Raw genomic sequence first — 20631 nt, forward strand, 5'->3', positions numbered from 1 at the left:
ATTCACATGGCACTTCTGACCTGCTGTCAGCAGACATTCCAGAATGTGACTGGCTATGAGCAAGCAATAGATGATGTCGCAGAGCTTCAAGTACAGGTACATGAATGCTATTCCGAAATCACCAAAACATCTGACCAGATTATCAGTGCCGTTCGTGAGGAATACATCACAAAGGCCGCTCTGGAGACACTCCAGCAGGATTTTGAGGCAAGCATTACGCACAGCAGTACGGAAATTCGTATGGATTTTCAAAGCTCACTGGACGTTATTTCTAACCAAGTTTCCGTCAATCAGAATCTGTTAGAGGAGTATATCCGATTTAAGGGTGCACTCATTGAACTCGGTCGTGTGGGCAATGCTTTCACGGCAGAGCTGTCCAATGAACAGCTTGCGTTCAAGGAGAATGGACAAACCATCGCATTTATTTCAAACCAGTCACTGGTCATCACAAATGCAGAGATTCGCTACAGGCTGTCTCTCGGTGATGAATCCCGTGGCTGGTTTGATTTTATTCCAAGAACATCCGGCAATCTGTCCATTGTATGGAGAGATGCGACAAAGTAAAGGAGGGACGATTTTATGGCATCAAGCGGCTCGTTTTCCGGCTCGATTAAGGACGGACATTATACCGTGCGTGTTGACTGGTCACAGACGCAAAATGTGTCTGCTAATACCAGCACGATTACTTGCAAGATTTATCTCATTAACACATGGAATTTGAGTATCAGCAGCCGAACGACAAACAGCATCACGATTGACGGGACGAAGCAGAGCTTTTCATCCTCTGCGATTTCATCGCAAGGCACACACTTGTTAAATACCGTCACGCAGACGGTCAGTCATGCGAGTGACGGCTCAAAGTCGCTGACCATCAGCTGTGTGTTCAATATTGCGGCTACGCTTTCCGGCACATATTATGCCAACATCAATGCAAGTGCAGCGATTACCTTGGATTCCATTCCGAGAGCATCGAGTATCAGCATGAGTGCGGGAACGATGGGAAGTGCATCGACAATTTCCATTTCCAGAGCGGCAAGCTCATTTACGCATACCATCACGTATGCTTTCGGCAGTGCTTCGGGTACGATTGTAGCTAAAACAACAGATACCTCGGTTTCATGGACACCTGCACTGACACTGGCAAACCAAGTGCCGAATGCAACATCCGGCACGGCAACACTGAACTGCACGACCTACAGCGGAAGTACGGCAATTGGAAGTAAAAGCATTACGGTGACACTCAATGTTCCATCATCTGTTAAGCCTACAATTTCGAGTTTAACAGCAACACGGGTGGACGGAGATGTACCGGGTGCATGGGGCATCTATGTACAGACCAAATCCAAAGCGACTTTGACGATTAGCGGTGCGGCAGGAAGCTACGGCTCGACTATCAAATCCTACAGCATCACAGGAGGCGGTTTCTCCGGCACAAGTTCCAGTCTGACAACGGGATTTCTGAATACGTCCGGTACGATTTCATTTTCTGCAACCGTGACAGATTCCAGAGGTCGGACTTCATCAGCCGCAACGGTCAGCATTACTGTGACGGCATACAGCCCGCCTTCGTTCTCTTCGTATCTGACACAGCGATGCAGCAGCTCCGGTACGGTGTCGGATGCGGGAACATATGCAAAAGGCACGGTCAGCTACAGCTATTCTTCCTGTTCGAGTAAGAACAGCGTCACCCGTGCCACCTATTACAAGCGGACGAATACTTCGACTTGGACGAATGCAAGCAAGAGCTTTTCGTCCGGTACAGCGTTCACGTTTGGCGGTGGCAATCTGTCCGCAGAGTACACCTATGACATCAAATATACGCTGACCGATGCATTCACGACCATTGCGATTCAAGATACGGTTTCAACGGCATCTGTTGTGATGGACTTCAAATCCGGCGGTAAGGGTGTCGCAATCGGCAAGGTCGCAGAAACCAACAACTGCTTTGAGGTAGCAAGCGGATGGTCGGCAAAGTTCAATGGCACGACCTATCTCGGCACATCCAATCTCGGAGGAACAGCAAAGCCAATCTATCTGAGCGGCGGTGTACCGACAGCCTGTTCTGGTTCGGTCGGCGGTACGGCAAAGCCCGTGTATATGAGTTCCGGTACGATTTCAGCCTGCTCCGCTACGGTCGGCAGTGCATCCACACCTGTCTACATGAGCGGCGGCACGATTACAGCCTGCACACCGTCCTCGATTGTGGGCGGCGTTTGTGCGGATTATGTTGTAGCGCAGGGCACATCCGGTATCTGGACATATCGCAAGTGGAACAGCGGTGTTGCTGAGTGCTGGGGTATTTATTCTGCAAGCGGTGTCAATCTTACTGCGAATCACTACAGCGGCTTTTATTACAGCAGTGGCATCTCGGTCAATCTGCCGTTTACATTTGCCGCAGCTCCGGTGGGCACGTACTCGGGCGGCTGTACAAGCTATATTACGTTCGTCACACCAACAGGACAGCCGACAACAACACAGGCAAAATTCTGGATTGCCTGTCTGGAGTCAGGCGCAAAAAGCTGTAGCGTATCAGTCGGAATGATGATTCGTGGAAGATGGAAATAAGTATAAAATTTATTTGGAGGTTCTACGCATGAAAGAATTTTGGAACACGATTCAAATGGTATTCACCGCACTCGGTGGATGGCTTGGATGGTTTCTCGGAGGATGTGATGGTTTGCTGTACACGCTGATTGCTTTTGTGGTCATCGACTACATCACTGGTATCATGTGTGCCATCAATGACCACACACTGTCCAGTGAGGTTGGCTTTCGGGGGATTTTCAGGAAGGTATTGATTTTCCTGTTGGTCGGCATCGCCAACATTCTGGATATCAATGTCATCGGTACAGGCTGCGTTCTGCGGACAGCCGTCATATTTTTCTACATTTCCAATGAAGGTGTATCCCTTTTAGAGAATGCAGCACATCTCGGCTTGCCTGTGCCGGAAAAAATCAAAATTGTCTTAGAGCAGTTACATGACCGCTCGGAAAGTGAGGAATAACATGAAACTCGTACAATCTATTCTGACAAAAAATCCCTGCTACAAAGCAGGGAAGAAGATTGCTGTTAAGGGACTGATGCTTCATTCGGTTGGCTGTTCTCAGCCGAAAGCATCGGTCTTTATCAATTCGTGGAACAGGGCATCGTACAGCAGAGCATGTGTCCACGCATTTATTGACGGCAATGACGGCACTGTATATCAGACTCTTCCGTGGAATCATCGAGGCTGGCACGCAGGAGGCTCTGCCAACAATACGCATATCGGTGTGGAAATGTGTGAGCCTGCCTGTATCCACTATACATCCGGTTCCGGTTTCACGGTATCCAATAAGGCAGAGGCACAGGCTTGTGTGAAGCGTACCTATGAGGCGGCTGTGGAACTGTTTGCGATGCTGTGCAAGCAGTACGGTCTGAATCCGATGACCAATATTATTTCCCATAAGGAAGGTCATGCCAAGGGCATCGCATCCAATCATGGCGACCCAGAGCATCTCTGGAAGGGAGTTGGTCTGAATTATACGATGAACACGTTCCGTCAGGCGGTGAAGGCTAAGATGGCTGGTGCGGTAACTCCTGCACCTTCCGGTCTTCAGGCGACTGCCTTTAAGGATATGTCCGAAGCTGATATCATCGCCAAAGTCGGCCCACTCTTCACTGCCGACCAGAAGTCCAGCGGCATCCTCGCATCTGTCTCTCTGGCGCAGTTCATTCTGGAGTCCGGCTATGGCAAGTCCGAGCTGGCCCAGAACGCCAACAACTGCTTCGGCATGAAGAAGTCCCTCTCTGGCAATACTTGGTCTGGCTCCACTTGGGATGGCAGTTCCGTCTACACCAAGAAGACGCAGGAATATGAGAACGGCCAGTATGTGACCATCACTGCCGACTTCCGCAAGTATCCGTCCGTGGAAAAGTCCATCGCAGACCATTCCGCATATCTGCTCGGTGCTAAGAACGGCAGCAAGCTCCGCTATGATTGCCTGAAGGGCTGCACGGATTACAAGAAGGCAGTCCAGCTCATCAAGGACGGCGGCTATGCAACATCTCCGACCTATGTGGAGAGCATCTGCAATATCATCGAGCGCTGGAAGCTCACTCAGTATGATGCATCGGCAGCTGCTGCGGACAAGCCTGCCGCGACTCCGTTCCTCGTCCGTGTGTCCATCTCCAATCTGAATATCCGCAAGGGTGCTGGTACGAACTATGCCACTATCGGCAAGTACACCGGCAAGGGTGTGTTCACCATCATGGAAGTGAAAGCCGGTAAAGGCTCCACTGCTGGATGGGGCCGCTTAAAGTCCGGTGCCGGATGGATTTCCCTCGACTACGCGACCAGAATCTGATACTCAACATTCATTCCTGACCTGTGGGTTCCTTCGGGAGCCTGCAGGTCTTTTTTTATTTTGTGGCTCAAAATCCCAGCTCATCTCCATTGGGTAGTGGAGGTGTTTTGATATGACGAATGAACAAAAACTTAAAATCAAACAGCTCCGCCAGTCCGGCTACGGATACGCGACCATTGCAGAGGCGCTGGGCCTCACCAAGAATCAGGTATCCGCTTTCTGCCGAAGGAATGCACTGTCCGGTACCAAGGCGGAGACCAACACAAAAGAAAGGCTGGATGCCAACTGCTGCCGTTGCTGCGGCAAGTCGCTGATGCAGACTCCCGGACGAAAGCCGGTCAAGTTCTGCTCCGATAGCTGCCGTGTCCGCTGGTGGAACGCGCATCCTGAAATGGTGAACAAAAAGGCCATCTACCATTTTACCTGCGCTTGCTGCAGAAAGGAGTTCACGGCTTATGGAAATGCGCACAGAAAATACTGCTCCCACGTCTGCTACATCGCAGACCGCTTCAGAGGCGGTGATGGTCATGAATGAAGACCAGTTCGAGCGTGAAAAGCTCTACCAAGCGACCATGAATATGTTCCGTTCCATGCTGAAAAAGGGCCTCATCACCGAGGAGCAATACACTATAATTGATACAAAGATGCTGCAAAAATACCAGCCATTATTGGGTACATTATTTGCCGCACAGCCGTTGACTTAATGGCCTTTTAGAGTGATGTATAGTAGCGGAAAGGAGCTGATTTTATGCGAAAAATCAACAAAATCGAGCCGACATTGCCAGTCCTGCCGACCCGGAAGAAGGTCGCAGCCTACGCCAGAGTCTCCGTTGAGACCGAGCGCCTGCACCATTCTTTATCAGCTCAGGTCAGCTATTATAGCGAGCTGATTCAGTGTAATCCGGAATGGGAATACGCTGGCGTGTACGCTGATGATGGTATCACCGGCACCAAATCAAATCGAGAAGAATTCCAGCGTCTTCTCAACGACTGCGAAGCGGGAAAAATCGACATCATTCTTACCAAATCCATCTCCCGCTTTGCCAGAAACACCGTAGACCTGCTGGAGACCGTCCGCCACCTAAAGGAGCTGGGCATTGAAGTCCGGTTTGAAAAGGAGAACATCAACTCCTTGTCCGGTGACGGTGAAGTGATGCTGACCCTGCTGGCTTCCTTTGCACAGGAAGAAATCACCAGCTTGAGCAATAATGTAAAATGGGGTACTCGTAAACGCTTCGAACAGGGGATTCCCAACGGACGCTTCCGAGTATACGGTTATCGTTGGGAGGACGACCAGCTGGTCATTGTTCCAGAAGAAGCCGCCATTGTCCGCCGCATTTTTCAGAACTTCCTTGACGGTAAATCCAGACTGGAGACTGAGCGTGAATTTGAAGCCGAGGGCATCACTACCAGAAACGGCTGCCGTTGGGTGGATTCCAATATTAAAAGTGTACTCACCAATATCACCTACACCGGCAATCTTCTGCTGCAAAAGGAATTCATCGAAGACCCGATTACCAAAAAGCGTCGGAAGAATCGTGGCCAGCTTCCTCAATACTACGTCGAGGAGACCCACGAAGCCATCATCGACATGGAGACCTTTGAATATGTGCAGAGTGAGATTGCCCGCAGAAAAGAGCTGGGGCCTTTTGCCAACAAGAGCTTGAACATCACCTGCTTTACCAGCAAGCTGAAATGCTGTGATTGCAATTGCAGCTACGTAAGGAACACCCGCACCAATCGCAGTAAGTACACTTCCACCTACGGCGATACCGTCATCACTTGGGTCTGCGGAGCCACCAAAAAGAAAGGTGGCCGCTGCGACAGTAAGGATATTCCTGAGAACGCCCTACGAAAGACCTGCGCTTCCGTCCTTGGGCTGGATGAATTTAATGAGGATGTGTTCCTCGATAGAGTGGATTACATCACGGTCATGAAAGACCAAACCTTAGAGTTTCACTTCTATGACGGCTCCGTTGCCTGTGAAAAATGGGAATCTACCGCTGGAAAGGACTGCTGGACGGATGAGTTCAAAGACCGCCAGCGTACATGGATGCGAAAGCACATGGCAACGAGCAGTCAGTATTCACCCTTCACTACAAGAATCGTATGTGGCTGCTGCGGCAATTCCTGTAGGCGACAGACCCAGAACAGCAAAACAAGTGAGACCGGCAAAATGTCCTACTGGCGCTGTTCCGGTGGCAGCAAGACCAACTGCGGCATCAAGGGAATCCGAGAGCCTGAGCTGATGGAGATTACTGCTCAGGTCATGGGCACACCGGAATTTGACGGCGATGCCTTCAAGGAGCAAATCGACCATATCACACTGGTGAAAACTGGCCTGCTAGAGTTCACCTTCCTTGACGGGCATACCCAGACCGCTGAGTATTCCACCAAACGAAAAGGCTGCAAGTGGTCAGATGAGCAACGTGCCAAGTTCATGGAATCCATTAAGGACGGCTATACACCAGAGCGCCGCAAGGCCATGAGCGAAAATATGAAACGGATAAGGAGTGAGAAATCTTGGGCGTCAAAAAGAAAGTAAAGACCATACCGGCCACACTGACACAATTTACAGCAGCACCGATAGCAGAACAGAAAAAGCGTCGGGTCGCTGGATACGCTCGTGTTTCCACTGACCACGACGACCAGTTCACCAGCTATGAAGCACAGATTGATTATTACACCAACTACATCAAGGGCCGTGACGATTGGGAGTTCGTAGAAGTCTACACCGATGAAGGAATCTCCGGCACCAGCACCAAGCGTCGTGAGGGCTTTCGCCGTATGATTGACGATGCGCTTTCCGGCAGGATTGACCTTATCGTCACCAAGTCGGTCAGCCGATTCGCCAGAAACACGGTAGACAGCTTGACTACCATCCGCCAGCTCAAGGAAGCCGGTGTTGAGGTCTATTTCGAGAAGGAAAACATCTGGACATTCGATGGCAAGGGCGAGCTGCTGCTGACCATCATGTCCTCATTGGCACAGGAAGAAAGCCGCAGCATTTCCGAGAACTGCACTTGGGGCCAGAGAAAACGCTTTGCAGACGGCAAGGTGTCCGTTCCATTCCATCGCTTCCTCGGCTACGACCGTGGCCCGGATGGAAATCTGGTCGTCAATCCAGAACAGGCAGTCACCGTAAAGCGCATCTACAGCATGTTCCTGCAAGGTGTGACCTACCACGGAATCGCTGACCGCCTGACTGCCGATGGCATCCCAACACCGGGTGGCAAAAAGAAATGGAGCCAGTCCACCGTCAAAAGCATCCTCAGCAACGAGAAATACAAGGGCGATGCACTGCTCCAAAAATCCTACACCCTTGATTACCTGACCAAAAAGACCAAGGTCAATGAGGGTGAAATCCCACAGTATTATGTAGAAGATAACCACGAGGCCATCATAGAGCCGGACGTGTTCGAGATGGTACAGCGTGAAATCCAAAAGCGTGGCAGGGGCAAAAAGTACCATAGTGGTGCCCATACCTTTTCCACCAAAATCAAATGCGGCTGCTGCGGAAGCTGGTACGGTTCCAAGGTCTGGCACTCCACCAGCAAATACCGCAAGGTCATCTGGCAATGCAATCACAAGTTCCAGAACGATGAGCATTGCAACACACCCCACCTGACCGATGAAGAAATCCAGCAAGCCTTCCTTGCAGCGGCAAACAGTATGCTAGCGACTAAGGCAACGGTCATCGCCGATGCAAAGGAAATGATGGAGCTGCTCTTTGACACCACTGCACTGGAACAGGAACAGGACGAGCTCCTGCAAGAGACGCAGCTGGTTTCCGATATGGTGCAACAGTGCATTCAGGAAAATGCCCGCATCGCACTTGACCAGACCGATTACCTGAAACGCTACTCCACGCTCACCGCCCGATTTGAAAAGGCCAAGACCCGACTAGAAACCGTCATGGATAAGCTGCAACAACTCCAGACCAAGCGAGCTGAAATCGATGCCTTCCTCAAAGCCTTTGAACAGCTACCAGATGCACTGACGGAGTTTTCCCCAGAGAGCTGGCACAGCTTGGTGGATTTCGCCACCGTCTACGGTGTTGACGACATCCGCTTTACCTTTAAGAACGGTCAGGAAATCCGGGCCTAAGATACACGAACGCCTCACTACTGGTTTTGCATGCCAGCGGTGAGGCGCTTTGTTCTTAATCTTTATAGTTGTATTTTTCTGCTTCAGACTCTGGAACGTACTTGGCACGACCTTCATCTCTATCGTAAACAATCACAGTTCTTTCTCTTCCACCATCATAATCTGGATGACAATGCGGGCATCTGGAATATTCCGATTCATCATACACTCTGTCGCAGTTAGGGCACATCTGCATACTTTCACCTCCTGACTTATTACGCTGCAATCCGATTCTTGGTGTAGCTGTCTACCCAAGTCTGTCCCGGAAGAAGTGAATATCCATTCTCAGCTGCCGTAGCAATCTTTTCTGCAGAGGCATTCCATCCATCAGGTAAATTGCGTAAATGAGACTTGATTTCCTGCGGGATATCGGAAATGATATGTGGAGTTACTTCTGGAACATTTATACTCGGTTCAACTTTTGTTGTACCAACTACCGGAGTAGATAAAGGTAAAGCATCAGGCTGTGGCAGGGTATTCGCCTTCCTATCTAGCTTACTCCAAATAGAAATCAGTTCTTCTCTATTCTTGTAACCTAATATGATGGCTGCAATCGCTGCGGCACTTACCCCTGCGATAATGAGTTCTTTTTTATGAGCTTTCACCCAGCGAATAAAACTATTTTTTTCTTGCATGACTACTACCTCCGATTTCTGGTTTAACTAAAGTATACCAGAGAATTTAGAGGCCGGTGTTCGCATTTTGAGAACTATCAATCTTCGGACATACACGTCTTGCAAAATCTAAAGGCATAGCCATTCCCCAAAGTCATAAACGATAGCATCATTTGCATCCCAACTGCAGCATTCATTTCGTTTGATAACTCTGTATCAACTAGTCCATGCACATATCGAAGCGCAAGATAGTAGTCTGCCAAATCTGCCCATTCCTGTTCAGACTTTAGCGCTCTTAGTGCTTCATTGATTATGTCGTCGAAATCTGCTACAAATCTGAGCCGTTTCTCTTTGATTTCTTTGCTAGTCGTATCTTTGAGCTGCATATAATCTTTGATGCTTAACTTCTTCGAAAGCAGCTTATTTTGCATAGATAGAAGTTCCTTTGTATCATACAATTGACTCCACCAAACAAAAATACTCCACATAAGATTAGCTAGGGCTTCAGGCAACTCTGTGTTATCTACAGCTCTCGCATAAGCTTCAAAAATTCTAACGATTATGTTCCCTGATAAATTTTCCGCTTTGGCAAAGCTGTTTAATAAACTTTGCGATAGCTCATACCCCTTTTTGAAATCTTCATTTTTCATGGCTGCTTCAGATGTAAATAGCGGTATTATGACATTGAACAATTCAATCATGTGTTCCTGTGAATTCAAATCCATCTCCATACTACCTAGTTCTGTTAAGTCTGTATAAAGCAGCTCATCGACAGATTTATTATAATGAGATGCTAGTAATTGAATCGTTCCTAAGTCCGGTTTTCGGCTTCCATTCTCATATCCTTTTACGGTCGATTTCGCACATATTATTACGTTTCCTAATTTCTCTAAAGTTTCACCGTGTATTTTTCGTAAATGCTGAATATTTCTTCCTAACTGATTATCATCCATTAAATTTTCCTTCTTTCAAACCAATCCTAGCCAGTACCTCAAGCATGTGCTTTCCGATGGCCTCTGGGTCATATCCGTTTGCTTCACAGATGAAACGTAATCCATCTGGTGTTAGTATTCTTCCATGCTCTCTATCGTAGCACATTTTTCTGTAATCCTCGAGTTCCTTCTTCGTTATCGTCGGCACAAAATCACCTCCCACATAATAAAAAAGCCGGTCTGCAAAACCGACACCCCAAACGATACCCCGACACCCCAAGCTCAGGCAGCGTTAAATTGTATTAAATAGCGAGTCTTTATTTCAAGCACAATGCCATTGGTCATGGTGCTGTTGCGGATGGGATAGCTCATCAGGCCTACAGGCTTCATGGTGGGATGATCTTTGTTGGACTTCGGGCGGTCATACTCCCAGATGGTTGTCTGCTTCCGGTCGGAATACCATTGATGCTTTCCGCCCTGCTTCCAGCCATAGAGACAGGGTTCATGCTGCCACTGGTACGGCGACCGCCCGAGCACCAGCGCGTTTTTCTTCCAGATACAGCACCCGGACAGATAAAACCCGGCATCTTTGAACGCCCTGCGGAAGTTCAACCCCTCAGTATCTGCATGGAACAGATAAATCGAACCGTCATTGGCAAGGTGTTCATTCATTTGCCGAAAGGCGGCAAACAGGAATTCATAAAACTCCGTATCTCCCATGTTGTCATTCAGAATCTTTCCGGCGGTTTCTTCCACATCCACGTTGTACGGCGGGTCGGAAAGGACGAGATTTGCCTTCACCCCATCCATCAGGACTGCATAGCTCTCCGGAAGCGTAGCATCGCCGCAGAGCACACGATGCCGTCCGAGTGTCCACAGATCGCCCGGTTTGGAAAACACAGGCTGTTTCAGCTCGGATTCCACATCGAAGTTGTCCTCTTCGACCTCCCGGCTGTGCACCTTATTGAACAGCGTTTCAATCTCAGGCGGGTCAAAGCCTGTCTTGCCGACATCGAAGTCACTGTTTTCGATGTCCTGCAACAGCTCTGCCAGCAGATTGTCATCCCATGCGCCGGTTATTTTGTTGAGCGCGATGTTCAGCGCCTTTTCCCTCACCTTGTCTACGTCCACCACCGCACAAGGCACTTCGGTATAGCCCAGATCAACGGCAACCGTCAGCCGCTGGTGTCCGCCGATTATCGTCATATCCGCATTGACCACAAGCGGATCAGCAAACCCGAATTCTTCGATGGACTGCCGGATTTTTTCGTATTCCTTGTCCCCCGGCTTCAGCTTTTTTCGAGGATTGTATGCCGCCGGTTTGAGTACATGAACCGGCAGGATTTTCAATTCAGCTGTTTTGCGCATGATCTTCTCCTTTTTTGTTTTTCGGCGGACGGCGTGCAGACCGGCCGCGGTTCGCGCAGGCGTGACTGCAATAGATTCTCAATTTGCCGTATTCCCGGCTGGCGAGAAATTCCTTCCCGCAGACCGGGCATACTGCCTTGCGCGCAGATTTCCAATGCTCCGGCATCGGGTGGTGATTCCACCATTGCCTGCGGCATGCGTCGGAGCAGAATTTCCTGTGCCTGCCCGTCCGGTTCTGCACAATGGCTCTGCCGCACTGCGGGCAGAACTGATGCACCACGCCATCCAGAAATTTCTGTTCGTTTTGTTCCATCGTGTTTCCCCTCGGATGCTTCATTTTGCAGCAAAACCCCTGTGCTTTTTGCGAAAAGCAGGAAAAAACGCCCTGAAAATGACCAGATTTTCACATATCATCTTCATCGAGCGTTCCTACATAGAAAATAAGTTTTAAATTGCTGTTTTCTTTTTTCAGAGCAAACAAAATTACACAGATTGCCCGCAAATTTCAGGAAAAATATCTGATTTTGTCTCCTTTTTTATCTATTTTCAGCCGCAGTGCAGGTGCTTCCAGCATTCCCTCAGTTTGCCGCTTTCCTTCCGCGCCGGAATCGTCTGACCCCCTGGCTATCAAATTCGCGGTTTTGCACGTTTGAGGGGGCGCCGGTCTTGCTGTTTGCATGCCACAGAGATTCCGACCGCCCCCGGGGGGGCAAAAATTTAATAGTGGTAGACCGGATATCGTTCCTCTGTCATCGTTTTTCTGTCGTGGCATTGCTTGCAAAGACTTTGCCAGTTCGTCTGATCCCAGAACAGCTTTGGATCACCGCGGTGCGGCACGATGTGGTCAACCACAGTGGCTCTGGTGTATCTCCCCTGTTTCATGCAGATGACACACAACGGATACGTCTGCAGGTATGCCCTGCTGGCCTTCTGCCATCGGCTGTTGTAGCCGCGCCTGGACGCTGACCGAACCTCTTCCGGATGCAGTGCCCGGTGTTTTGCACAGTATTTCTGTCCGTATGGAACCAAAGCCGGACACCCGGGATGTTTGCAAGGTGTGTTTGGTCTGTATGGCATCTGTTTCCTCCTCTCCGGTATGCGTAGCAACACGTAGCAGGTTTTTTCTATTCTTGCTCACGTGAGAAGAACATAAGAAAATTACGGTTTGCACCGGCAACCAGTCGCTACAACAGGCAGTTTTCCCCTATGCCCTGTCAGTCCTCCGGAATGATACCGTCCTCTTCCGCTGTGTGTAGCAACACGTAGCAGGTTTTTTCTGTCTTTGCTCACGTGAGAAGAAAATAAGAAAATTACGGTTTGCACCGGCAACCAGCCGCTACAACAGGCAGTTTTCCTCTATTCCCTGTCACTCCTCCGGAATGATACCGTCCTCTTCCGCTAAGTGTAGCAATACGTAGCAGGTTTTTTCTATTCTTTCTCACGTAAGAAGAATATAAGAAAATTACGGTTTGCACCGGCAACCAGCCGCTACAACGGGCAGTTTCTCCCCTATGCTCTGTCAGTCCTCCGGAATGATGCCGTCCTCTTCCGCGCGGAGCCTGCATCCGACAAGCATTGTGGTAGCGCTACCGCCATCCTTCGGACGCTTCTTCACCAGTTCGAAATGTGTTGCCATAGCGCGGTTGAAGTTCTTTGCATTCTCCGGGTTGAAGCCATTTTCCGCACACCAGCGGCAATACATCCGGTATGCCGCAGCGGAACGAACTTCATAGCTTTCGCCCGGTTCCAGCCACGCTTCGATGAACTGCCCAATACGGTCGGATTCCCTGCGGTAAGCGCCTGTCGCTTCCAGCACGGCAGGCGGGGCTTCCAGACCGTGTTTTTTGAATTTCCGATACCCTTCCAGACACCAGTTGAGGATGCCGGACAGCGATTCCGGCTCAGCAAACAGTTGCTTTAAGCCCTTGTCCTGTTCCGCTTCGGAAAAATGCCGTTTGAACGGGATGATTTTTAAGCGCCCGGAATCAAACAGCGTCATATCGCTCACATTCGGCAGATAATTGGTGTTGATGAAAATCTTGAACATCGGGCTGAAATCAAAGCTGTTTTCATGCAGATACCGCGCATTGATCGTGTCGTTGCCCGTGAGCCGCTTGACCAGCGCGGCATGGAAGGAAATCCGCTTCTCCGGCTCGGAAATGTTGACAAAGCGTGCGCCTGCCAGACGCGCCACCTCTTCCGACGGCCCGCCATTGTTGCTGGAGCCAAACTTTGCGGACAGCATTTCCGGGTTCGAGGTCTTGCCATAATCGCCCATGATCTTCAAAAAGGTCTCCATGGTTGTGCCCTTTCCGTTTCTGGAGGTCGCGCCATACAAGATAAACATGCATTCCAGACTGGTATCTCCGGTCAGGGTATAGCCGAGCGCACGCTGGAGAAAGTCTGCCAGTTCCGCATCTCCGACCATGACCTCCGTGATGAAGGTATTCCACCGCTCACAGACCGTATCCGGCGAATAGATAACACCCGCCAGCATGGTCAGCATGTCCTCCGGCCGGTGTGCATGAAATTCCATTGTGTTGAGGTTCAACGTCCCATTCTGGCAGTTAAACAGATAGCGACTGCGGTCAAACATCTGCATGGAAGCAAAATTCTCATCCTGTGCATCGTCCACCATGATCTGCCGCTTCCGTCGGGTCTGCATCTTGCTGATGAACGCAATATAATCCGCGCGCTCCACATCGCGCTCAATTGTGAGCGAATACCGGAGCAGCTCATCGACCAGATGCTTGGCGAGCTGCATGACCAACAGGCCGCCCTGATCGTGCTTCCAGACCTTTCCGTTGAATACATACCAGTGCCTGCGTTCCGGGACAAACCGTGTCACTCTGCGGTAGTAATCCGCGAACAGCCTGCCCATGCCCATTTCGCTCCACGAATATCTGGGATTGGAATGCGGCTTCATCTGCTGCAAATCCATATCCACAAGATGGATCGTCTGTGCCAATGAGCGCTTTTCTTCCTCCGTCAGGGGAATATCCTCTCTGGATGTTGAATGCCCGTCATCCAACGGCTTCTGAAATTCATCCTCCGGCGGCACCAGATGCCCGACCGGATTGTAGCAGTCATGGCAATGCCGGATGACCTTTTGAATCGTCAGTGCGCCATATGTTAAGCCGGACTGCGGTCTGTCCCACTTTTCCCGGTACAAACCGGAGGATCGAAACAAGCGATCCATCTGTTCCTCATCGCATCCGCACCAGAATGCAAGGTAGGCACAGAGCGCCATGTCGGCATTGCTGGGCGAATCATAGCCCGTCAAATCTCCGGCGTATAACGCGCGGAACTTTGCGCCGCTGGCGCATGCCGATGCTTTCGCAATCACCTCGTCATCCTGCAAATAGGAATGCGGTTCGATCGGTTCGTGTTCGGTTTCCACCGTGGGACGCTTCATATATTGATCCAGAATCGTTTGCAGTTCGCGGCATTTGTCCGACAGACCGCCTTCCCGGAACACATCTCCGGTCAGCGTCACAAACCGTTTGGTCGCACCTGGAACATAGACCTCCAGTCCGAGCCTGCGATTGTTGATATAATACCGTTCCTTATCAAAGGAAAATCCGGGTACCGACAGCAGAATACGAAGCCCAGTACCCGACGGGGATCTCTCCATATAACAGCCATCCATTGTCCGGACAATATCCGCCGCCCAAGGCCTAAGCCCGGCTACCTGCCGGCACGCATCAAAAAGCACATCATCGCCGAACAGCTCCCGAAATTCCATATCCATGCCGCTCTGTTCGGTTTCTGCAAAGCAGTGATCCAGATCGAGCGCACCGACCGAACCGGACACGCGAAAGCCCAGACCGTTATACATGGGAGCGCCGTCCGTTTCAGTTTTCAGCGCCTGCACTGCCTGCTCATAGGAAGAAAAGGTGCTCGGACGGTTGACCATCGCATATTTTCCGTTTTTCGGATTGTACGGGACTTTTGTCATTTTCCCGTCACGCTGCTCGTATTTCCATACGCAAAACTGCCCGGATTCCCGCAGTTCTGAAGGGATATGCTCCAATGCAGTAAGATTGACGTACTTCACGCTGCACCGCCTCCCCTCGGAGAATCCGATGGAAGCAGGCTCAATTGAACACGAATGGCGCAGTCCACCCGTCGCATAGTACCGCCATCCAACTGTCCAATTTTTTCGCGGAGCATGGATTTATCAATGATCGTGATCTGTTCAACCAAAGCCATCGAATCGTGCTCCAGTGGGCACGCTTCCACTGTTTCTATCAAAACATGCGTTGCGAGCGACAATTTTTTCAGTCTCGCGGTGAGCGGGACGACCGTCAGTGTGCGCGCATTGCTGTTGTTGGCGTTGTTGCTGACGACCAGCACCGGGCGGCAGCCCTCCTGAATGCTGGTATCCGGATGCGCGCCCAAATCTGCATACCACACTTCGCCGCGAAAAACAATCTGTTCCTCTTCATAGCTGTTTGCTTTGTGCTGTCTCCGGTCGAGCCAGCGCTGGCACGCCACACCTTCCAGATATGGAATGTGATGTATCCGCTTATATCTTTTTCCATTGGGCTTTCTCCTTGCCCTGTTCTTTCTGCCCACGAGCTGTTTCCTCCCTTCGGATGATTTTTTGCATCAAAAAACGGAGTCAGGATTGCTCCTGCTCCGTTTCGCACAGCTGTTCTTGTCTGTTTCTCGCATGATAATCATAGCACGCGCTTCCGTACACTTCCACCACAGTTTTAGTACAGTAAAATGCCTTACAGTACAGTTGTTTTTACCCGTATATGGCATACAGCCTGCGTTCCGTCCAGTCGGCAATCGCAGCGGCGATGGTCTCCAGCGCGCGGTTGCGTTCGAACTGCACAGAGGAACGTCCCAGCGGATAACCTTCCTCATTTGTAATATCATCCCAGCGTTTTCGCTCCACAAAAAGCTGTCGGGCGACACACAGCGTCCGCCCGTTCAGCCGGTTCATGCCCATCTCGAACATCTCAATTTCATCTGACACCCGCTGATATGGTGCCAGATACGCCTGAACAATATCCCGGTTCTCCCGTTCCATGACCGAATCAATGTTCAGGGCAATACGTGCCGTATGGTCGGATGTGCCGCTGGTCTGAACCCGTCCGTCATTATTGTTTCCGGCACTGGTCAGGAGAGTAAAGGCATCCTCCCATGTACACACGGGCCTGTCCAGAAATGCCTGCCGGTATTCCTCCCGCTGTTGCAGTAAATCAGGATAAACGTCAGCCAGATGGCGGGCTTTTTGCATATAACCCTCATAAATTTCAACTTTTTGTTTCTTTGGTCTGCCCATTTGTTATTCCTCCTCCGGCTGACGTTTTTCCTCAGCTGACCCGTGCCCGGACGGCAGCCATCAGCCTTTCCTGTGTCATGTTCTTTTGCCTGAGCGCTTCCATCACATCTTCATCCATGGTATCCGCCGTGACAATGTGGTGAATGGATACCCGTTCCGTCTGTCCCTGCCGCCAGAGCCTGCCGTTGGTCTGCTGATACAGCTCCAGATTCCAGATCATGCTGTACCAGACCAGAATGTGCCCACCCTCCTGCAAATTTAATCCGTGTCCAGCCGCGGCGGGATGGATCAGCGCCACCGGTATTTTCCCGTCATTCCAGTCGCTGATATCTGTTTCCGATCGCAGATCACGCACCCCGGCTTTCGCAAACCGGGCATGGATACGGTCATGTTCGTGCTGATACCAGTACGCCACCAGCACCGGCTGTCCGTTTGCCGCTTCAATCAAATCCTCCAGCGCGTCCAGCTTCCGGCTGTGGAATTCCCTCACATGGTGGCATTCATCATACACCGCGCCGCCCGCCAGCTGCAGGAGCTTGCCGGAAAGAGCCGCGGCATTGGCGGCATCCACATCCCCACCTTCTGCCATCGGGAGAATACATTCCTTTTTCAGCTGTTCATACACCCGGCGCTCGCTGTCATCCAGATATACCGGCACGGTGTTCCTGATGCACGCGGGCATGTCCAAATAGTCAAGGGCTTTCATGGAAATGCTGATATCGGAAATCCGGTCATAGATTTCCTGCTCCGCATCTGGCTTTGGTTCGTAGCGATAGACGATTCCGGTCTGCGGATTATAGGAAGACGCCCTGAAATATCGCTCCCGGTACGGGCCAATAAACCTGCCGAGCCGTTCGCCCCGATCCAGCAGCCCGATTTCCGCCCACAAATCCATCAGACCATTGGGTGCAGGCGTTCCGGTTAGCCCCACAATCCGGTGCACCTTTGCCCGCAGCTGGCGCATGAGTTTGAATCGCTGGCTTTTATACGATTTGAAGCCGGACATCTCGTCAATCACAAGCATGTCATATCGAAATGGCATGCGATTTTGATGCAGAAATTCCGTCAGCCATTTCAGATTTTCGCGGTTGATGACAGTAATCATCGCATCCTGCCGGACTGCGGCTTCCCGCTGTTTGGGTGTTCCTACTGCCACTGCCATAGTCATGTGCCGCAGGTGATCCCACTTTTCCAGCTCCTTTGGCCAGGTGTCCTTTGCCACCCGGACCGGTGCCACAACCAGCACCCGGCTCACCTCGAAGGAATCCAGCATCAGGTCATGGATTGCAGTCAGCGTGATACTCGTCTTGCCCAGTCCCATGTCCAGAAACAGGGCGGCAATTTCATGCTCTTTGAGATATTCAATGCAGAACTGCTGATACGCATGCGGCTTAAATATCACGGGACATCCCCTCTCTTTCTCCCATGGGCAATGGCGTGTATGGTCTCCTCGATCTGTTCCGGCCTGTCCACCACAAACACAGGGAAACCGAGCGCTTCCAGCTGTGCTTTGCGCTTTTTCTGCAAAAGCCGCAGCTGTTTTCCCGGCGCTTTCAGCTCCACAAAGCCGATCTGTCCGCCGGGCAGCAGAACCAGCCTGTCCGGTACGCCGTTCATGGTCTGGCTGGTAAATTTGAATGCAATGCCGCCCTGTTTTCTCACGGCATCCACAAGGGCTCGCTCAATCTTACTTTCCCGCATATCTGCCACCTCGAAGCTCCGGCGCACGCCAGACACCGACTCTGGGATATCGGTGCTTTGCCGACCTCTGCTTTCTCTGTTTTTCTTCCCGGATAACATGTGCAATTGCCATGCACGCGGTTGGGTCACTGCGCCCGCGGCAGGGCGTATACTGTACGGCATCGGTTTTCATCCGGATATACCATCTGTCCTTCTCTGCCATTGTCATCTCACTCAGTCCTTTCTGTAAAACCAGCATTCATAGCCGTCCGCCCGCAGCGGCAGGTCTGCACACCATTCCGGCGGGATGGACATGATGCCGCAGATTTCTTCCACACTGCTCACGCCGTCGGGCACCTCTACGATCATTTCATCGTGCACATGAGCGACAATATCAAAGCCTGCCTGTTCCACGCGCCGCATGGCTTCGACCAGAATATCCCGGCACATGCCCTGTGTGATGTTTTCCACCAGCTTCGCTCCATAGGTTTCCAATCGCTCCCACTTGTTTCCAACACCGATGCCCTCATAGGTAATTGACATGTGCCCAAACCGGTTGGGCTTCAGCCTCGGACGGATGTACACCAGTCTTCTGCCGGACGGCAGGCGGATCAGCATCATGCCGCCCTGATACGTGATACAGATTTTGCCGACGGTCTGCGGCTGTCCGGTGCGAATTGCCTTGTGTGCCGCGCGGTCAATATCGTACCAGAACTGTACAATCTTGGGATTTGCCTGCCGCCATGCGTCGATAATATCTTGCAGTTCGGATTCCTTCAGCCCGTTTTCCAGTGCGCCCATGCTGATCAGAGCGCCGACCGAACCGCCATACCCGCACCCCAGCTCCGCCTGCTTGCCTTTCTGCCGCTCCGGGCTGGTTTTGTTGATGGATTCCATGGGAATGTGGAACATATTGGCGGCGGTCGCTTCGTAAATCTTGCCATGCGTCCGAAAAACCTCCATGCGCCATTCCTCTCCCGCCAGCCAGCTTAGTCCGCGCGCTTCAATCGCAGAGAAGTCCGCGACGATAAAGCGGCAACCCTCCTTCGGCACAAACGCCGTGCGGATGAGCTCGGAAAGCACCTGCGGCGTATTGCCAAAAAAATACTCCAGCGCGCCAAACTGTCCTGTTTTCACCAAATTACGCGCAATTTCCAGCGGTTCCAGATGGTTTTGCGGCAGATTCTGCACCTGAATCAGGCGGGAGGTAAAACGTCCCGTGTGATTGGCACCGTAGAACAGGAACAGCCCTCTTGCCCTGCCGTCTTTGCAGACTGCCCGCTCACAGGCTTCGTATTTCTTTACGGACGATTTCGCCAGCTTCTGCCGGAGCTTGAGCATTTCCAGTACCTCCGCATCGCACCCGCCGCTGTCCAGTTCCTTTACCGCCTGCGCAACCGCTTTTTTGGACAGGCTGTCCAGCCGGATACCCCGCGCTTCCAGCCAGCCCTTGAGCTGAGATACCGAGTTTGGATTTTCCAATCCGGTCAGTTCATATGCCCGCGCGGTCATCTGCTCGCTGTGCAGCATGTCGCAGGCAATCGCCTGCCGGACAAACGGAAGGTCTATTTTCCAGCCGCGGTCATTGATGCGCTGATCCATGTGATAAAACGCCAATTCCGTTTCTGACAGCGGAAAATGCTGCATCCTCCGGTGAATGTCCCGCTCAGTCGCAACATCCTGCACGCAGTAGGCTTTAAACTCTGACCACTTCTGCGGGGCATGCTCCGGCAGGTTTCTGGTTCTGCCGCCATTGGCTTTTGTCGGCCTGCACGGAACACAAAAGTACCGGATCAGGTCTTTGCCCCGTTTGTCCTTCTGTTCCCCGGTTTTCAGCACGGTTGCCACACCGTCCAGCGAAAACGGCAAGCCCAGCTCAGCCGCCTGGATCATGGTGCAGTACCAACCGTCCGGGTTCAAAAATTCGCCCTCCTGCAAATACGTTCCGGGATACTGCCGTTTCAGATAACTGGAAAAGCAGACGCGCTCAAACTGTGCATTGTGCGCCATACAGGTGGTACCGGAATCGAAAAAGGTGTCCAGCAATTCCTGTGGGAATGGATCGCCGCTGGCAAGGTCTGCAATCTGAACCGGGCCGTTATCGAAGGCATAGGCAACGAGCAAAATCTGAAAGCAGTCCGACTCGGCGTAGCGGTACACGCCGCATTTTCCGAGGTTCACATCAGAAAAGGTTTCGATATCAATATGGACAATGCGTTGTCTCACAGCGAGCTTCCTCCCTTCCAAATTGG

The 20631-nt window shown here is 51.3% G+C and carries 21 protein-coding genes; 8 read left to right on the plus strand and 13 right to left on the minus strand.

The features are described 5' to 3' along the window. Positions 1 to 6 precede the first annotated feature (6 nt). The 8 genes from ACLM7Z_RS11525 (at position 7) to ACLM7Z_RS11560 (ending at position 8450) form a co-directional block, all read left to right on the plus strand. Entirely contained in the window at positions 7 to 564 is a 558-nt protein-coding gene (locus tag ACLM7Z_RS11525) for a hypothetical protein (protein WP_435645108.1), read from the plus strand. 15 nt (positions 565 to 579) lie between these two features. Further along, the gene (locus ACLM7Z_RS11530) at positions 580 to 2565 is read left to right on the plus strand and encodes a DUF859 family phage minor structural protein (protein WP_435645109.1); all 1986 of its coding nucleotides are present in this window, start codon (positions 580 to 582) and stop codon (positions 2563 to 2565) included. Positions 2566 to 2593: 28 nt separating this feature from the next. Further along, positions 2594 to 3004, plus strand: a complete 411-nt coding sequence (locus tag ACLM7Z_RS11535) for a phage holin family protein (RefSeq protein ID WP_435645110.1) — start codon at positions 2594 to 2596, stop codon at positions 3002 to 3004. A 1-nt stretch (position 3005) separates the two neighbouring features. Further along, entirely contained in the window at positions 3006 to 4343 is a 1338-nt protein-coding gene (locus ACLM7Z_RS11540) for a glucosaminidase domain-containing protein (protein WP_435645111.1), read from the plus strand. A gap of 112 nt (positions 4344 to 4455) precedes the next feature. After that, complete coding sequence (locus ACLM7Z_RS11545; RefSeq protein ID WP_435645112.1) at positions 4456 to 4878, plus strand: RNA polymerase subunit sigma-70; 423 nt, start codon at positions 4456 to 4458, stop codon at positions 4876 to 4878. After that, positions 4871 to 5047, plus strand: a complete 177-nt coding sequence (locus ACLM7Z_RS11550) for an SHOCT domain-containing protein (protein ID WP_435645113.1) — start codon at positions 4871 to 4873, stop codon at positions 5045 to 5047. Before ACLM7Z_RS11545 ends, ACLM7Z_RS11550 begins: the two co-directional genes overlap by 8 nt. A gap of 44 nt (positions 5048 to 5091) precedes the next feature. Then, positions 5092 to 6888, plus strand: coding sequence for a recombinase family protein (locus ACLM7Z_RS11555; protein WP_435645114.1), 1797 nt, complete (start codon positions 5092 to 5094; stop codon positions 6886 to 6888). Then, positions 6867 to 8450: a recombinase family protein gene (locus tag ACLM7Z_RS11560; protein ID WP_435645115.1), complete on the plus strand. Its 1584-nt coding sequence runs from the start codon at positions 6867 to 6869 to the stop codon at positions 8448 to 8450. Before ACLM7Z_RS11555 ends, ACLM7Z_RS11560 begins: the two co-directional genes overlap by 22 nt. Before the next feature lie 254 nt (positions 8451 to 8704). On the opposite strand, the gene ACLM7Z_RS11565 is transcribed toward ACLM7Z_RS11560, so the two are convergent. The 13 genes from ACLM7Z_RS11565 to ACLM7Z_RS11625 all read right to left on the minus strand — a co-directional run bounded on the left by ACLM7Z_RS11565 (position 8705) and on the right by ACLM7Z_RS11625 (position 20605). Continuing rightward, the gene (locus tag ACLM7Z_RS11565; RefSeq protein WP_435645116.1) at positions 8705 to 9124 is read right to left on the minus strand and encodes a hypothetical protein; all 420 of its coding nucleotides are present in this window, start codon (positions 9122 to 9124) and stop codon (positions 8705 to 8707) included. A gap of 77 nt (positions 9125 to 9201) precedes the next feature. Continuing rightward, positions 9202 to 10056: a helix-turn-helix domain-containing protein gene (locus ACLM7Z_RS11570; RefSeq protein ID WP_435645117.1), complete on the minus strand. Its 855-nt coding sequence runs from the start codon at positions 10054 to 10056 to the stop codon at positions 9202 to 9204. Beyond that, positions 10049 to 10243, minus strand: a complete 195-nt coding sequence (locus ACLM7Z_RS11575; protein WP_435645118.1) for a cytochrome C — start codon at positions 10241 to 10243, stop codon at positions 10049 to 10051. Before ACLM7Z_RS11575 ends, ACLM7Z_RS11570 begins: the two co-directional genes overlap by 8 nt. A 74-nt stretch (positions 10244 to 10317) precedes the next feature. Continuing rightward, the gene (locus ACLM7Z_RS11580; protein WP_435645119.1) at positions 10318 to 11403 is read right to left on the minus strand and encodes a site-specific DNA-methyltransferase; all 1086 of its coding nucleotides are present in this window, start codon (positions 11401 to 11403) and stop codon (positions 10318 to 10320) included. Further along, complete coding sequence (locus tag ACLM7Z_RS11585) at positions 11387 to 11716, minus strand: hypothetical protein (protein WP_435645120.1); 330 nt, start codon at positions 11714 to 11716, stop codon at positions 11387 to 11389. The genes ACLM7Z_RS11580 and ACLM7Z_RS11585 overlap by 17 nt, the downstream gene beginning before the upstream one ends. Before the next feature lie 404 nt (positions 11717 to 12120). Next, entirely contained in the window at positions 12121 to 12285 is a 165-nt protein-coding gene (locus ACLM7Z_RS11590) for an HNH endonuclease (RefSeq protein ID WP_435645121.1), read from the minus strand. Positions 12286 to 12922: 637 nt separating this feature from the next. Further along, on the minus strand, positions 12923 to 15460 hold the full coding sequence (locus ACLM7Z_RS11595; RefSeq protein ID WP_435645122.1) for a phage/plasmid primase, P4 family: 2538 nt from the start codon (positions 15458 to 15460) through the stop codon (positions 12923 to 12925). Then, on the minus strand, positions 15457 to 15981 hold the full coding sequence (locus ACLM7Z_RS11600) for a type II toxin-antitoxin system PemK/MazF family toxin (protein ID WP_435645123.1): 525 nt from the start codon (positions 15979 to 15981) through the stop codon (positions 15457 to 15459). Before ACLM7Z_RS11600 ends, ACLM7Z_RS11595 begins: the two co-directional genes overlap by 4 nt. A 175-nt stretch (positions 15982 to 16156) precedes the next feature. Next, positions 16157 to 16699 (minus strand): hypothetical protein, encoded by a 543-nt coding sequence (locus ACLM7Z_RS11605; protein WP_435645124.1) that lies wholly within the window; start codon positions 16697 to 16699, stop codon positions 16157 to 16159. Positions 16700 to 16730: 31 nt separating this feature from the next. Further along, positions 16731 to 18101, minus strand: a complete 1371-nt coding sequence (locus ACLM7Z_RS11610; protein ID WP_435645125.1) for an SNF2-related protein — start codon at positions 18099 to 18101, stop codon at positions 16731 to 16733. Then, positions 18098 to 18400, minus strand: coding sequence for a VRR-NUC domain-containing protein (locus ACLM7Z_RS11615; RefSeq protein WP_435645126.1), 303 nt, complete (start codon positions 18398 to 18400; stop codon positions 18098 to 18100). Before ACLM7Z_RS11615 ends, ACLM7Z_RS11610 begins: the two co-directional genes overlap by 4 nt. Next, positions 18387 to 18638: a hypothetical protein gene (locus ACLM7Z_RS11620; protein ID WP_435645127.1), complete on the minus strand. Its 252-nt coding sequence runs from the start codon at positions 18636 to 18638 to the stop codon at positions 18387 to 18389. The genes ACLM7Z_RS11615 and ACLM7Z_RS11620 overlap by 14 nt, the downstream gene beginning before the upstream one ends. Then, positions 18614 to 20605, minus strand: a complete 1992-nt coding sequence (locus ACLM7Z_RS11625) for a DNA polymerase (RefSeq protein ID WP_435645128.1) — start codon at positions 20603 to 20605, stop codon at positions 18614 to 18616. Before ACLM7Z_RS11625 ends, ACLM7Z_RS11620 begins: the two co-directional genes overlap by 25 nt. Positions 20606 to 20631: the final 26 nt, after the last annotated feature.

The organism is Butyricicoccus porcorum (assembly GCF_051246315.1).
Classification (GTDB): domain Bacteria; phylum Bacillota; class Clostridia; order Oscillospirales; family Butyricicoccaceae; genus Butyricicoccus_A; species Butyricicoccus_A porcorum.